Origin of the sequence: Pseudomonas sp. X4, assembly GCF_040784925.1 — a bacterium.
GTDB classification, from domain to species: domain Bacteria; phylum Pseudomonadota; class Gammaproteobacteria; order Pseudomonadales; family Pseudomonadaceae; genus Aquipseudomonas; species Aquipseudomonas putida_Z.
Genome location: NZ_CP160798.1, coordinates 1,932,094 through 1,945,275, shown reverse-complemented (window position 1 = coordinate 1,945,275; position 13,182 = coordinate 1,932,094). Strand labels below are relative to the sequence as shown.

Annotated in this window: 14 protein-coding genes; 3 read left to right on the top strand and 11 right to left on the bottom strand. The window is 64.0% G+C overall.

Features of this window, described 5'->3' with window-relative positions; genetic code table 11:
* The first annotated feature begins 17 nt into the window (after nt 1-17).
* The 3 genes from ABX298_RS08540 (at nt 18) to ABX298_RS08530 (ending at nt 2,583) form a co-directional block, all read left to right on the top strand.
* Nucleotides 18-815, top strand: a complete 798-nt coding sequence (locus ABX298_RS08540; RefSeq protein ID WP_024087841.1) for a transporter substrate-binding domain-containing protein — start codon at nt 18-20, stop codon at nt 813-815.
* A gap of 78 nt (nt 816-893) precedes the next feature.
* Nucleotides 894-1,856, top strand: a complete 963-nt coding sequence (locus ABX298_RS08535; protein WP_015272097.1) for an amino acid ABC transporter permease — start codon at nt 894-896, stop codon at nt 1,854-1,856.
* Nucleotides 1,849-2,583: an amino acid ABC transporter ATP-binding protein gene (locus ABX298_RS08530; protein WP_013974550.1), complete on the top strand. Its 735-nt coding sequence runs from the start codon at nt 1,849-1,851 to the stop codon at nt 2,581-2,583. Before ABX298_RS08535 ends, ABX298_RS08530 begins: the two co-directional genes overlap by 8 nt.
* Before the next feature lie 135 nt (nt 2,584-2,718).
* Here the strand turns inward: ABX298_RS08530 and ABX298_RS08525 are convergent, their stop codons facing one another.
* The 11 genes from ABX298_RS08525 to ubiE all read right to left on the bottom strand — a co-directional run bounded on the left by ABX298_RS08525 (nt 2,719) and on the right by ubiE (nt 13,068).
* Nucleotides 2,719-4,662 (bottom strand): methyl-accepting chemotaxis protein, encoded by a 1,944-nt coding sequence (locus ABX298_RS08525; RefSeq protein WP_075046602.1) that lies wholly within the window; start codon nt 4,660-4,662, stop codon nt 2,719-2,721.
* A gap of 263 nt (nt 4,663-4,925) precedes the next feature.
* Nucleotides 4,926-6,842 (bottom strand): methyl-accepting chemotaxis protein, encoded by a 1,917-nt coding sequence (locus ABX298_RS08520; RefSeq protein WP_367394298.1) that lies wholly within the window; start codon nt 6,840-6,842, stop codon nt 4,926-4,928.
* 100 nt (nt 6,843-6,942) lie between these two features.
* Nucleotides 6,943-7,650, bottom strand: coding sequence for a 16S rRNA (uracil(1498)-N(3))-methyltransferase (locus ABX298_RS08515; RefSeq protein ID WP_367394297.1), 708 nt, complete (start codon nt 7,648-7,650; stop codon nt 6,943-6,945).
* Nucleotides 7,647-8,435 carry a twin-arginine translocase subunit TatC gene (gene tatC / locus ABX298_RS08510; RefSeq protein ID WP_085663492.1) on the bottom strand — a complete coding sequence of 263 codons (789 nt, stop codon included), beginning with the start codon at nt 8,433-8,435 and terminating at the stop codon, nt 7,647-7,649. Before tatC ends, ABX298_RS08515 begins: the two co-directional genes overlap by 4 nt.
* Complete coding sequence (tatB, locus tag ABX298_RS08505; RefSeq protein ID WP_025340918.1) at nt 8,432-8,809, bottom strand: Sec-independent protein translocase protein TatB; 378 nt, start codon at nt 8,807-8,809, stop codon at nt 8,432-8,434. Before tatB ends, tatC begins: the two co-directional genes overlap by 4 nt.
* A gap of 3 nt (nt 8,810-8,812) precedes the next feature.
* Nucleotides 8,813-9,085, bottom strand: a complete 273-nt coding sequence (locus ABX298_RS08500) for a twin-arginine translocase TatA/TatE family subunit (RefSeq protein ID WP_025340917.1) — start codon at nt 9,083-9,085, stop codon at nt 8,813-8,815.
* A gap of 171 nt (nt 9,086-9,256) precedes the next feature.
* A complete protein-coding gene (locus ABX298_RS08495; protein WP_013974545.1) occupies nt 9,257-9,592 on the bottom strand; it encodes a phosphoribosyl-ATP diphosphatase in 336 nt (111 codons plus the stop codon).
* A gap of 1 nt (nt 9,593) precedes the next feature.
* Entirely contained in the window at nt 9,594-9,986 is a 393-nt protein-coding gene (hisI, locus tag ABX298_RS08490) for a phosphoribosyl-AMP cyclohydrolase (protein ID WP_013974544.1), read from the bottom strand.
* Nucleotides 9,987-10,058: 72 nt separating this feature from the next.
* Complete coding sequence (gene ubiB / locus ABX298_RS08485) at nt 10,059-11,678, bottom strand: ubiquinone biosynthesis regulatory protein kinase UbiB (protein WP_085614653.1); 1,620 nt, start codon at nt 11,676-11,678, stop codon at nt 10,059-10,061.
* Complete coding sequence (locus ABX298_RS08480) at nt 11,675-12,298, bottom strand: SCP2 domain-containing protein (protein ID WP_075046598.1); 624 nt, start codon at nt 12,296-12,298, stop codon at nt 11,675-11,677. Before ABX298_RS08480 ends, ubiB begins: the two co-directional genes overlap by 4 nt.
* The gene (gene ubiE, locus ABX298_RS08475; RefSeq protein WP_013974541.1) at nt 12,298-13,068 is read right to left on the bottom strand and encodes a bifunctional demethylmenaquinone methyltransferase/2-methoxy-6-polyprenyl-1,4-benzoquinol methylase UbiE; all 771 of its coding nucleotides are present in this window, start codon (nt 13,066-13,068) and stop codon (nt 12,298-12,300) included. Before ubiE ends, ABX298_RS08480 begins: the two co-directional genes overlap by 1 nt.
* Between the last annotated feature and the right edge of the window lie 114 nt (nt 13,069-13,182).

Below are 13,182 nucleotides of genomic sequence, written 5' to 3'. Positions count from 1 at the left end.
TAGGGGACTTGGTGATGATCAAGAAATACCTTTCGCGACTGCTGGTCGGTGTCACCGCCCTGGTCGCCGTGACGGCAGCCCAGGCGGGCGCGATCGATGACGCGGTCAAGCGCGGCACCCTGCGGGTGGGCATGGACCCGACCTACATGCCGTTCCAGATGACCAACAAGCGTGGCGAGATCATCGGCTTCGAAGTCGATATCCTCAAAGCCATGGCCAAGTCCATGGGCGTCAAGTTCGAGCCGGTATCCACGGCCTATGACGGCATCATCCCAGCCCTGCTGACCGACAAGTTCGACATGATCGGCAGCGGCATGACCCTGACCCAGGAACGCAACCTGCGCCTGAACTTCAGCGAGCCCTTCATCGTGGTTGGCCAGACCCTGCTGATCCGCAAGGAACTGGCGGGCGAGATCAAGTCGTACAAGGACCTGAACAACGAGAAGTACCGCATCACCTCCAAGCTCGGCACCACCGGCGAAATGGTTTCCAAGAAGCTGATCGCCAAGGCCAAGTACCACGGCTACGACAACGAGCAGGAAGCGGTGATGGACGTGGTCAACGGCAAGGCTGACGCCTTCGTCTACGACGCGCCGTACAACGTGGTGGCAGTGGACAAGGCCGGTGCCGGCAAGCTGCTGTTCCTCGAAGAACCCTTCACCTACGAGCCGCTGGCCTTCGGCCTGAAGAAAGGCGACTACGACAGCATCAACTTCATCAACAACTTCCTGCACCAGATCAAGCATGACGGGACCTACGATCGTATTCACGACAAGTGGTTCAAGAACAAGGACTGGCTGAAGGAAATGGAATAAGGCCCAGGCCACAAGCCGGCTTTATGACCCCGACGCGCAGGCAAACCCTGCGCGTTCGCATTTACGGAAGTACCCCACGTGATCAAACACAAGAAAGCCCAGTGGCCCTGGCACGGTTTGACTGCCCTGGTCCTGGTGGGCCTGGCGTTCAGCCTGTACATGGCCACCTCGATGATTTCCTACGAGTGGCGCTGGAACCGCGTACCGCAGTACTTCGCCTACAAGGCCGAGGAAGCACAGCGCGCCGCCGGTTACGGCACCGTGCAGGACATCGTCATCTCTGGCGACAATGCCCGTGTCACGCTGAAAGACGAGAGCGGTGCCGAGCAGGTGCTCGATGTGGACAAGGACAGCCTGCAGCTGGCCCGCGGCGACGATGTTTCCGAAGGCGACCAGATTGGCGTCACCCGCCACTGGGCGGCTGGCCCGCTGGCCTGGGGCCTGTGGACCACGCTTTGGATTTCGGTGGTATCCGGTGCCCTGGGCCTGTTGATCGGCCTGTTCGCCGGCCTCTGCCGCCTGTCCAGCAACCCTACGCTGCGTGACCTGTCGACGGTGTATGTCGAGCTGGTGCGCGGTACACCGCTGCTGGTACAGATCTTCATCTTCTACTTCTTCATCGGTACCGTGCTCAACCTTTCCCGCGAGTTTGCCGGGGTGGCTGCACTGGCGCTGTTCACCGGCGCCTACGTGGCCGAAATCGTTCGTGCCGGTGTGCAGTCCATCGCCAAGGGCCAGAACGAAGCGGCCCGCTCGCTGGGCCTGAACGCGGGCCAGTCGATGCGCCACGTGATCCTGCCGCAGGCCTTCAAGCGCGTGCTGCCGCCTTTGGCCGGCCAGTTCATCAGCCTGGTCAAGGACACCTCGCTGGTGTCGGTGATCGCCATCACCGAACTGACCAAGAGCGGCCGCGAGGCCATTACCACCTCGTTCTCGACCTTCGAGATCTGGTTCTGCGTGGCAGGCCTGTACCTGCTGATCAACCTGCCGCTGTCGCACCTGGCCAGCCGGCTCGAGCGGAGGCTTGCGCAAAGTGATTGAAGTCCGTGACCTGCTGAAAGTCTTCGACACCCGTGGCCACGTGGTACGGGCTGTGGATAACGTCACCACCCAGGTCGCCAAGGGCGAGGTGGTGGTGGTGCTCGGCCCGTCGGGTTCGGGCAAGTCGACCTTCCTGCGCTGCCTCAACGGCCTGGAGCATTTCGACGAAGGCCATGTGGCCATCGACGGCCTGCAACTGGCCGACCCGAAGACCGACATCAACGCCTACCGCCGCGAAGTCGGCATGGTGTTCCAGCATTTCAACCTGTTCCCGCACATGACCGTGCTGGAGAACCTGTGCCTGGCACAGAAGGTGGTGCGCAAGCGCAACAAGGCCGACCGCGAAGCCAAGGCCCGGGCGCTGCTGGAGAAGGTGGGCATTGCGCAGAAAGCCAACGAATACCCGTCACGCCTGTCCGGTGGTCAGCAACAGCGGGTGGCGATCGCCCGTGCCTTGGCCATGGACCCGAAAGTGATGCTGTTCGACGAGCCAACCTCGGCGCTCGACCCGGAAATGGTCGGCGAGGTGCTGGACGTGATGAAGACCCTGGCCCAGGAAGGCATGACCATGGTCTGCGTTACCCACGAAATGGGCTTTGCCCGTGAAGTGGCGGACCGGGTGCTGTTCTTCGATCATGGCAAGCTGCTGGAAGATTCGGCGCCGGCCGCATTCTTCGCCTCGCCGAAAGACCCGCGCGCGCAGGCGTTCTTGCGCCAGGTGCTTTAACCGAAGGGGGGGCGCTTTGCGCCCCAATCGCCGGCAAGCCGGCTCCCACAGGAGTACCACAGGTACTGAGAACTGTACGGTCCCTGTGGGAGCTGGCTTGCCGGCGAATGGGCTGCAAAGCAGCCCCCCGCAATCTCAAATGCTGAACCGCCCCACCATCCCCCGCAACTGCTGCCCCAGCTGCTCCAGTTCCCCACTAGAAGCCGCCGTCTGCTCACTGGCCGCACTGGTCTGATCCGACACATCGCGCACATTCAGCACACTGCGGTTGATCTGCTCGGCGACCACGCTCTGCTCTTCGCTGGCCGTGGCAATCTGCTGGTTCATGCCCTGGATGCTGGACACCGTGTCGGTGATCTGGCTCAACGCATGCCCCGCCTTGCGGCTCAGCTCCACACTCTGCTCGGTCAGGTTCTTGCTGTTGTCCAGCAGGCGGGTCACTTCGTCGGTGCCGTTGTGCAGGCTGTCGATCAGTTGGCCGATTTCCTCGGTCGCCGTCGAGGTGCGCTGGGCCAGACCGCGCACTTCATCGGCCACCACGGCAAAACCACGCCCGGCTTCACCCGCCCGTGCCGCTTCGATCGCCGCGTTCAGGGCCAGCAGGTTGGTCTGCTCGGACACAGACTTGATCACATCGAGGATGCTGCCGATGCGCTGGCTCTCGCCCGCCAGGTGCTGCATGGCCGCCAGGCAATGGTCCATCTGCCCGGCCAGCTGTTCGATACGGCCAATAGCTTCGGCCACCACCTGGTCGCCGATCTGCGCCTGCTGGTCGGCGTTGGTCGCCGCCAGCGAGGCCTGTTCAGCGTTCTGCGCCACTTCCTGCACGGTGGCGCTCATCTGGTTCATGGCCGTGGCCACCTGGTCGGTTTCCTCGCGTTGCTGGTTGATGCGCAGCTTGGTGTCTTCGCTGCTGGCCGCCAGCTGTGTGGCGGCCTGTGACAGGTGGCCGACGCCCTGGTCGATGCCACCGATCAGCTCGCGCAGGCTCAAGGTCATTTCGCGCATGCTGGTTTGCAACTGGCCCATCTCGTCGCGGCGTTGCACAGGTTCGACCTGGCTCAGGTCGCCCTTGGCGATGCGCCCGGCCACGGCCAGGGTCTGGCGCAAAGGCTGGGTGATCTGCAGGGTGATCAGCCAGCCGGCCACAACGCCTACGACCAACGCCAGCAGGGCTACAGTGGTCAGCAGCGAGCGGGCCTCAAGGGCTTCCCTGTCGCGCTGCTCAATCTTGCGTTTGCCAAGTTCCAGGCTTACCGCGCGCAGCTCGTTGCCCATGTTCTCCATATTGTTTTGCAGCTGTTCGACACGCACCGCAGCCCGACGATACTCATCCAGGCTGGCGCGGTACTTGGCCAGCTGCTCCCCGGGCTGCTGGGTGAGCGCACGGGGCAAGCCAAGTGGAGCAAGGCCTTTGAGCAGTTGTGCAAGGCTGCTGGCGGCGGCATCCAGGGAGGTGTCGCCGACCTTGGCGAAGCTTTCCACAGGGGAGAAGGTATAGGCCGGCACCAGGCTCTGCTGGTTGGCACCGTCGACATGTCGGCCAAGCGTGTCCATCAGCCCCAGCACACCGCCTTGCTGGCTGTCGGCAGGCATCCTCAGCAAGGCCTGGGTCTGGAGATCGTCGATCACTTCGGTGAGCTTCTGCTCATGGGCCTGCATGGCCTGGCGCAGGGCGATACGCTTGGCGACAGTATTCTCCAGCTCGCTGAAATCGTCGCGCAAGCGCTGCAGCAACGCCAGTTTTTCGGTCAGCATCTGCCGGGATTCATCCACGCTGCTACGTTGTTGCAAGGTGCTCAGCATGCTGTTGAGCTGGTCGAGAATGTTGGCTATCCGCGTTCTGCTGGCGTTGTCGTTGAGTACGCGGTAAGTGATGCGCTCTGCGCGCAAGTCTTTGGTCAGGTCGTTGATCAGGCCGATTTCGCTGAGTTGTTGCGAACGCACAATGGCGTCATCCAGTGCACGCCAGCCACTGACGGTGGTGGCCAGGGTAAGCAGCAGGACTACGGCAAAGCCGAGGGCGAGCTTGGCTGCGACACTGATGTTGCCGAGCTTGCGGTTGAGGTAGCCGAGCATGAGGAATCTCCGTGCGATTGGGGGCGAGGATGCAGGCGCATTGCTGGCATCACACCTTTGCCAATCGGCAGCGGAGCTGTAGGACTTGACCTGATAATCAGGTAGGAAAATTCACTTCAACAGCTAGGAATACTCCACCTGCGCCGGCCTCTTCGCGGGTAAACCCGCTCCCACAGGTACTGCACAGATTTTGAGAACTGTGCGGTACCTGTGGGAGCGGGTTTACCCGCGAAGAGGCCAGTACAGGCGACCTACACATCAGCCTAGAGCCTGAACCGCCCCACCAACCCTTGCAGGTGGGTACCCAACCGCGCGAGCTCCACGCTGGAACTGGCCGTCTCTTCACTGGCCGCCGAGGTCTGGTCAGAAATATCCCGCACGTTCATCACGCTGCGGTTGATCTCTTCTGCCACGGCCGTCTGTTCTTCAGCTGCCGTGGCAATCTGCTGGTTCATGGCCTGGATCGACGATACGGTCCGGGTGATGGTCTCCAGCGAGCTGCCGGCACGGCGGGTCAGTTCGACACTGCTGTCGGTCAGCTGGCGGCTGCTGTCCATCACGCTGGCCACGCGCTGGGTGCCGCTCTGCAGGCCGGCAATCAGTTCTTCGATCTCTTCGGTCGATTGCTGGGTGCGCTGCGCCAGGCTGCGCACCTCATCGGCCACCACGGCAAAGCCACGCCCGGCCTCGCCGGCCCGGGCCGCCTCGATCGCCGCGTTGAGGGCCAGCAGGTTGGTCTGCTGGGCCACCGACTTGATCACGTCGAGCACGCTGCCGATCTTGTCGCTTTCGGCCTTGAGCTGGTTCATCGCTTCGCTGGAGTTGACCACTTCGCCGGCCAGGCGCTCGATCTGCGCCACCGCCTCGCCCACCACACGGTCGCCTTCACGGGCTTGCTGGTCGGCCATCAACGCAGCTTCCGAGGCCTGCTCGGCATTGCGCGCCACCTCATGCACGGTAGCGGTCATCTGGTTCATGGCGGTCGCCACCTGATCGGTCTCGACCTTCTGGTTGTTGACCCCGGCACTGGTCTGCTCGGTCACCGCCGACAGCTCCTCGGCAGCGCTGGCGATCTGCGTGACGCCATCACCGATGCCGCTGATCAGTTCGCGCAGGCCCTGGGTCATGCGATGCATGCTGGCTTGCAACTGGCCCAGTTCGTCGCGGCGTTGTGCCTGCAGGTTCAGGGTCAGGTCGCCACTGGCCACGCGCTCGGCGGCGTGCAAGGTCTGGCGCAGCGGGACGATGATCTGCCGGGTGATGGCCCAGGCCGCCAGCAGGCCGAGGGTCAGCGCCAGCACGGTGGCCACGGCGAGCACGGTCTTGGCCTGGGCCGCCCCGGCGTCGCGCACAGCGGTTTGCGAGGTGGTCATCGCCTGGCTGGTCTGCAGCAGTACCGTGCCGTGCTCGACCATGCTCTGCAGGGCCTGCTCACTGGCGACCTGGGCACTGCCGAACTGGGTGACTGCGTCGCGGTAGCCTGCCAGGGCGGTGGTGGCATCGTCCAGGCTGGCAGCATGCTCCGCCGGCACTTTGGCCGGTAGCGCGCGCAGTTCGGCCAAGGCCTGGTCGATAGCTTTCAGCGCCGTCTGCTGATAGTCGGCGTTGCCGCTGTAGGTGTAACCGCGTACCTGGAACCGCGCCTGTTGCAACAGGGCGCTGACTTCCACCGCGTGCTGGTACTGGCTGATATCGCCACCCTGCAGCAGGCCGCGTTGCACCCGGCCAATCAGCTCCGCGGCCTTGTCGGCAGTGTCGCCTAGCACGGCGCGGCTGGCCTCGCGGCGTTGGCCGGCCTGTTTCAGCTCGTTGAACGCCTGCTGGTAGCCGCGCACGGCCTCGCGCTGCTGCTCAAGGCGCTGGATGTCAGCGGGCTGCTCGATCTGCCCGAGCATAAGCTGCACCTGGCGCTCGAGATTGCCCAGGGCTTTTTCCAGCTCTGCCACCGAGGCTTCGTCAGGCTGGCGCTGGTAATGCTGGCGGGCGATGCGCAGTTCCTGGGTGTACTGCTGAATGACCGAGATGTTTCCCAGCTTGTCGCCACGGTTGATGATGCTGTCCATGCCGTGCCAGCCGGCCAGGGTGATGGCCAGGGTCAACAGCAGCACCAGACCGAAGCCCAGCCCCAGTTTGCGATTGACGCTCACATTGCCCAATGATTGGGCGAACCATTGATACATGTACGACTCCCCGGCGCCTTGGCAGCACGATTAATTGTTGTGTTGCCAAGACAATCGGCCTGGGGAGGGGAAACTTTATGGGTAAAAGTTGACTTGAGTGTCAGAAAATTCGTGAAAGCATCGCTGTCACCGCGGTCTCTACCCGCAGGATGCGGTCGCCCAGCTGGACCGGAGCCAGGCCTGCCTTGCCCAGCAGGTCCACCTCGTAGGGGATCCAGCCGCCCTCCGGGCCGATTGCCAGGGTCACGGGCTGCTCCACGGCGCGCGGGCAGGCGGGGTAGGGGCCAGGGTGGCCGACCAGGCCCAGGGTGCCTGCGGCGATGGCCGGCAGGTGGTCTTCGACGAACGGTTTGAAGCGCTTCTCGATGATCACTTCGGGCAGCACGGTGTCGCGGGCCTGTTCCAGGCCCAGGATGAGGTTCTCGCGAATGCTGTCCGGGTGCAGGAACGGTGTTTGCCAGAAGCTTTTCTCGACCTTGTAGCTGTTCAGCAGGATCAGCCGCGGCACGCCAAGGGTGGCCACGGTCTGGAACAGCCGGCGCAGCATTTTCGGCCGAGGTACGGCCAGCACCAGGGTCAGCGGCAGCTTGGCCGGTGGCTGCTGGTCAAAGGCGACTTCCAGTTCGGCTTCGTGCTTTTCCAGGCGCAGCACCGTGGCCTTGCCCATCAGGCCGTTGATGCGGCCCACGCGCAGGTTGTCGCCCACCGCCACACGGTGGATGTCCTGCATGTGGGTGAAGCGCCGGTCTGCGAGAACGACGCGGTCGGCCGAGACGAAGTCGGCCTCTTCAAGGAGCAACAGGTTCACGGTTGGGTCGCTGGTGGCTGGTCGTTGTGGTCGTTGGCAGTTTCGTCGTGGGCGCTGCGCTTGCGGATCAGGCTGCCGCACAGCACGCCGATCTCGAACAGCAGCCACATGGGTACGGCCAGCAGGGTCTGGGAGAAGATGTCCGGTGGGGTGAGGACCATGCCGACCACGAAGCAGCCGATGATCACGTAGGGGCGAATCTTCTTCAGGTACTTCACGTCGACCACGCCGATCCATACCAGCAGCACCACCGCCACCGGGATTTCGAAGGCCACGCCAAAGGCGAAGAACAGCGTCATCACGAAGTCGAGGTAGCTGGCGATGTCGGTCATCATCGACACGCCTTCCGGCGTGGCGCTGGCGAAGAAGCCGAAGACCAGCGGGAACACCAGGAAATAGGCGAAGGCCATGCCGGCGTAGAACAGGAAGATGCTCGACACCAACAGCGGAATGGCGATGCGCTTTTCATGGCGGTACAACCCGGGTGCGATGAAGCCCCAGATCTGCTGGAGGATGAACGGTATCGCCAGGAACAGCGAGACGATCATGGTCAGCTTGAACGGCGTGAGGAACGGCGAGGCCACGTCGGTGGCGATCATCGTCGCATTGGCCGGCAGGTGCTCGCGCAGCGGCGCGGAGACCAAGGTGTAGATCTGCTGGGCGAAGGAGAACAGCCCGGCAAAGATCAGGAAAATGACGGCAACGCAGCGCAGCAGGCGGGTGCGCAGTTCGGTCAGGTGCGAAACCAGCGGCATTGGCTGGTCGTGTTCCGGATTTTCGCTCATGGGGCTCGCGGCGGTTGAGGCGGTTCAGAAGGCGTGGCCGGGGTGGCAGCGGTCTCGACCGGCCTGGCTTCGAGCCCGGCGGGGGGCTGAACGGTTGCGGTGGTGACAGGCGGCTGCGCCGGTGGCGTCATCGGGTTGAGGATGCGCTTGGCTTCCTCTTCCATCTGCAGGATGTGCTCGTTGTGCAGCTGGCGGCGGATTTCGTCGGCGCCGATTTCGCGCTCCACTTCCATCTTGATGCTGTTGAAACTGCGCTTGAGCCGGCCGATCCACAGGCCTGCCGTGCGCGCGGCACCGGGCAGGCGCTCGGGGCCGAGCACCAGCAGGGCGACCAGGCCGACGAGCAGCAGCTCGCTGAAACTGATGCCGAACATGGGTCAGTCTTTCCGCTGCGGCTCTTGAGCCGGCTGGGCCTGGCCTTCGATGGTGTGGCCCTGGTTCTGCTGGGCAGTGTTCTGCACCGGTGGAACGGGTTGGGCAGGCGGCGGGGTCTGCTCGGCCGGCTTGTTCTCTTCGTCGCTCATGGCCTTGCGGAAGCCCTTGATCGACTCACCCAGGTCACTGCCGAAGTTCTTCAGCTTCTTGGTGCCAAACACCAGGACCACGACCACCAGCAGGACGATCCAGTGTTTCCAGTCAAAGATACCCATTTCGTACTCCTGAAATTTACAGGTAAAGCGAATTGTTCTGGCAACGCGGCCCCTGTGGGAGCGGGTTCACCCGCGAACACCGGCTTAGCCGGTGCCATACACCGCGTCGCATTCTTCGCGGGTGAACCCGCTCCCACAAAAAAGAGAGGGGCACCGCGCACCTGAATTACATCAGGCAGACGGCTGTCGAGCCGCCTTCTCATCATGCCCGGAAAGCCCGAAGCGGCGTTCCAGCTCATCGAGCACGGCTTGCGGATGCTGGCCCAGCGCGCTGAGCATTACCAGGCTATGAAACCACAGGTCGGCGGTTTCGTAGATGACATCGCTGTAATCCTTGCTGACCGCAGCGTCCTTGGCGGCAATGATCGTCTCGACCGACTCTTCGCCGAGCTTTTCGAGGATCTTGTTCAGGCCCTTGTGGTACAGGCTGGCCACGTAGGAGCTGTCGGGCGCCGCTTGCTTGCGTTCTTCAAGCACTTCGGCCAGGCGGTTGAGGGTGTCGCTCATGTCAGTGTCCTGCGCTGTAGATGGCATCCGGGTCTTTCAGGACCGGGTCGACGGTTTTCCACTGGCCGTCTTCGAAGACGCGGTAGAAGCAGCTTTCACGGCCGGTATGGCAGGCAATATGGCCCAATTGCTCGACCATCAGGATGATCACGTCGGCATCGCAGTCCAGGCGCATTTCATGCAGCTTCTGCACATGCCCGGATTCCTCGCCCTTGCGCCACAGCTTGCCACGCGAACGCGACCAGTAGATGGCGCGTTGCTCGGCGGCGGTCAGGGCCAGCGATTCGCGGTTCATCCAGGCCATCATCAGCACGCGTCCGGTCTTGTGGTCCTGGGCGATCGCCGGTACAAGGCCCTCGCTGTTCCACTTGATCTCGTCCAGCCAGTCTTTCATCGTCGACTCCAAAGCGGGCCCGCTCCTGTGCCGGGCCCTTTGCGCTAGTGTGCCAGCCATGGGCGCGGCTGGCTATTGGCGCACGATCAGGTAAAGGCCGGCGGCCAGCATCAGCCAGGCCGGCCAGGCGGCAGGGGCGGCCAGGCTGGTGGCCGCGGCGGCACCAGCGGCCAGTACCGCACCACCGCCGAGCAGGCCGGCGCCGAGCAGGCGCAGCGCCCAGCGGTCGCCCTGGCGGCGCCGCTCCGGCAGTTGCGGATCGTGCAGGTGCGGTTGCGACAGGCGCTCGAGCAGGTCGCGGGTCATGTCGGCCAGGTGCGGCAGTTGCTCGACCTGGCTGTGGATGTTGCCGAGCACGGCCTTGGGGCTCATGCGGTCGCGCATCCAGCGTTCGAGGAATGGCTTGGCGGTGCTCCACAGGTCCAGCTCGGGGTACAGTTGGCGGCCCAGGCCCTCGATGTTGAGCAGGGTCTTCTGCAGCAACACCAGCTGCGGCTGCACTTCCATGTTGAAGCGCCGGGCGGTCTGGAACAGGCGCATCAGCACCTGCCCGAAGGAAATATCCTTTAACGGTTTTTCGAAGATCGGCTCGCACACGGTGCGGATCGCCGCTTCGAACTCGTTCACCTTGGTGTGCGCCGGCACCCAGCCCGAGTCGATGTGCAACTGGGCGACGCGGCGGTAGTCACGCTTGAAGAAAGCGATCAGGTTGCGCGCCAGGTAGTCCTGGTCCTCGGCGGTCAGGCTGCCGACGATGCCGCAGTCGATGGCGATGTACTGCGGGCTCCATGGTTTGACCGTGCTGACGAAGATGTTGCCGGGGTGCATGTCGGCATGGAAGAAGCTGTCGCGGAACACCTGGGTGAAGAACACCTCCACGCCTCGTTCGGCCAGCAGCTTCATGTCGGTGCGCTGGTCGGCCAAGGTGGCCATGTCGGTCACCGGCACGCCGTAGATGCGCTCCATCACCAGCACCTTGGGGCGGCACAGGTCCCAGTACACCTGGGGCACGTACATCAGCTCGGAGCCTTCGAAGTTGCGCCGCAGCTGGCTGGCGTTGGCCGCTTCGCGCAGCAGGTCGAGCTCGTCGTAGATGGTTTTTTCGTAGTCGCCGACGATTTCCACCGGGTGCAGGCGGCGGGCGTCGGCCGAAGCGCGCTCGGCGGCCTTGGCGATCAGGAACAGCCAGGCCAGGTCCTGGGCGATCACCGGCTTCAGGCCTGGGCGCACCACCTTGACCACCACTTCCTCGCCACTTTTCAGGCGCGCAGCGTGCACCTGGGCCACCGAGGCCGAGGCCAGTGGCTCGACGTCGAAGCGGCTGAACAGTTGCGTTACCGGGGCGCCCAGTTGCGCCTCGATCAGTGCCACGGCCTGCTTGGGGTCGAACGGCGGCACGCGGTCCTGCAACAGCATCAGCTCATCGGCAATGTCGTTGGGCAGCAGGTCGCGGCGGGTGGACAACAACTGGCCGAACTTGATGAAGATCGGCCCCAGGTCCTGCAGGGCCAGGCGCAGGCGCGCGCCACGGCTGAGCTCGGACGGCTTGCGCGGCAGCCAGCGCCACGGCATCAGCAGGCGCAGGCTCATCAGCCACCAGGGCAGCGGCAGGTCGAACAGCAGGTCATCGAGACGGTAGCGGATCACCACACGCTGGATGCGAAAAAGACGGCGGACGGCGAGCAGCTTCATGCGTTATCGCTGGTATCAAGGGTTCGGGAAAGGCGCTTGAGGCGCGCCTCGAGGCGTTCTGTATCGAGCTTCAGGGCATCGAGCTCGCTGAAGGCGGCTTCGGCTTCGCGCTTGCCGACCAGGGTGCGGGACTCTTCGGCCAGGTACTCGGAAAGGTTCTGGCTGAAGCGCGCCAGGCCCTGGCGGGTCCAGCGTGCACGCAGGCGGATGTGGCCCGCCAGCAGTGCCGTGGCGACCGGGCCGAGCCAGCGTTGCAGCTCGTGCTCCCAGTCCAGCTCCAGGTCCTGCAGCACACCGAACAGGTCGAGCAGCACGGCGCTGTCGCCATGCAGTTCGACTTGCGGGCTGTGCAGCACGGCAGTCTTGTCCCTGGCCAGGGCCAGCTGCGCCAGGCTGCCGGCCGGGGCGCGCAGGCTGCAGTCGACCTCGCCTTGCCAGTGGGCGGCGAGCATCAGGCCCTCTTCATCGGGCAGGATGAACACCTGCAAGGCCGGCTGGCGGCAGTCGATCTCGATGACCTTGCCCTCCAGCGCGGCCAGCCGCGGCAGGGCCGTGCTGTCCATGCGCAGGACGCGGTTCAGGCCATGTTCGGCGCTGGCGAGCAGCCCGGCCAGCAGCATCAGGGCTTGATCCCCCGGTGCACGGCAACGATGCCGCTGGTCATGTTGTGGTAGGTGACGCGGTCGAAACCGGCCTCGACCATCATGGCCTTCAGGGTTTCCTGATCGGGGTGCATGCGGATCGACTCGGCGAGGTAACGGTAGCTCTCCGAGTCGTTGGTGATCAGCTTGCCGGCCAGCGGCATGAAGGCGAACGAGTAGGCGTCGTAGGCCTTGGACATCAGCTTGTTGGTCGGCTTGGAGAACTCCAGCACCAGCAGGCGACCGCCCGGCTTGAGCACGCGCAGCATCGAGCGGATGGCTTCGTCCTTGTGGGTGACGTTGCGCAGGCCGAAGGCGATGGTCACGCAGTCGAAGTGGTTGTCCGGGAATGGCAGCTTCTCGGCGTCGGCCTGGACGAACTCGATGTTGCCGGCCACGCCACGGTCGAGCAGGCGGTCACGGCCGACCTTGAGCATCGACTCGTTGATGTCGGCCAGCACTACCTGGCCGGTCGGGCCGACCAGCCGCGAGAACTTGGCGGCCAGGTCGCCGGTACCGCCGGCGATGTCCAGTACACGGTTGCCGGCGCGTACGCCCGACAGCTCGATGGTGAAGCGCTTCCACAGGCGGTGCATGCCGCCGGAAAGCACGTCGTTCATCAGGTCGTACTTGGCCGCTACCGAGTGGAACACCTCGGCGACTTTCTTCGCCTTCTGGCTTTCAGGGACGTCCTGGTAACCGAAATGGGTGGTGGGTTCGGCGTGGTCGCCTTTGCGCTGGTCGTTCATATCGCTTCACCGGAAAAAATTACCGCCATTCTAGGGCGAACGGGCGGATTTGTCTTGGCGGGGTGTGCCAGTGGGCAGGGGCGGGCATAATGCCCATTATGTCTTCATCTTCAG

Coding starts and splice junctions, on each gene's coding strand:
- ABX298_RS08525 (WP_075046602.1), bottom strand. CDS start 4,662: ATGCTCGGCTACCTCAACCGCAAGCTCGGCAACATCAGTGTCGCAGCC.
- ABX298_RS08520 (WP_367394298.1), bottom strand. CDS start 6,842: ATGTATCAATGGTTCGCCCAATCATTGGGCAATGTGAGCGTCAATCGC.
- tatC (WP_085663492.1), bottom strand. CDS start 8,435: ATGAGCGAAAATCCGGAACACGACCAGCCAATGCCGCTGGTTTCGCAC.
- tatB (WP_025340918.1), bottom strand. CDS start 8,809: ATGTTCGGCATCAGTTTCAGCGAGCTGCTGCTCGTCGGCCTGGTCGCC.
- ABX298_RS08500 (WP_025340917.1), bottom strand. CDS start 9,085: ATGGGTATCTTTGACTGGAAACACTGGATCGTCCTGCTGGTGGTCGTG.
- ABX298_RS08495 (WP_013974545.1), bottom strand. CDS start 9,592: ATGAGCGACACCCTCAACCGCCTGGCCGAAGTGCTTGAAGAACGCAAG.
- hisI (WP_013974544.1), bottom strand. CDS start 9,986: ATGAAAGACTGGCTGGACGAGATCAAGTGGAACAGCGAGGGCCTTGTA.
- ubiB (WP_085614653.1), bottom strand. CDS start 11,678: ATGAAGCTGCTCGCCGTCCGCCGTCTTTTTCGCATCCAGCGTGTGGTG.
- ABX298_RS08480 (WP_075046598.1), bottom strand. CDS start 12,298: ATGCTGCTGGCCGGGCTGCTCGCCAGCGCCGAACATGGCCTGAACCGC.
- ubiE (WP_013974541.1), bottom strand. CDS start 13,068: ATGAACGACCAGCGCAAAGGCGACCACGCCGAACCCACCACCCATTTC.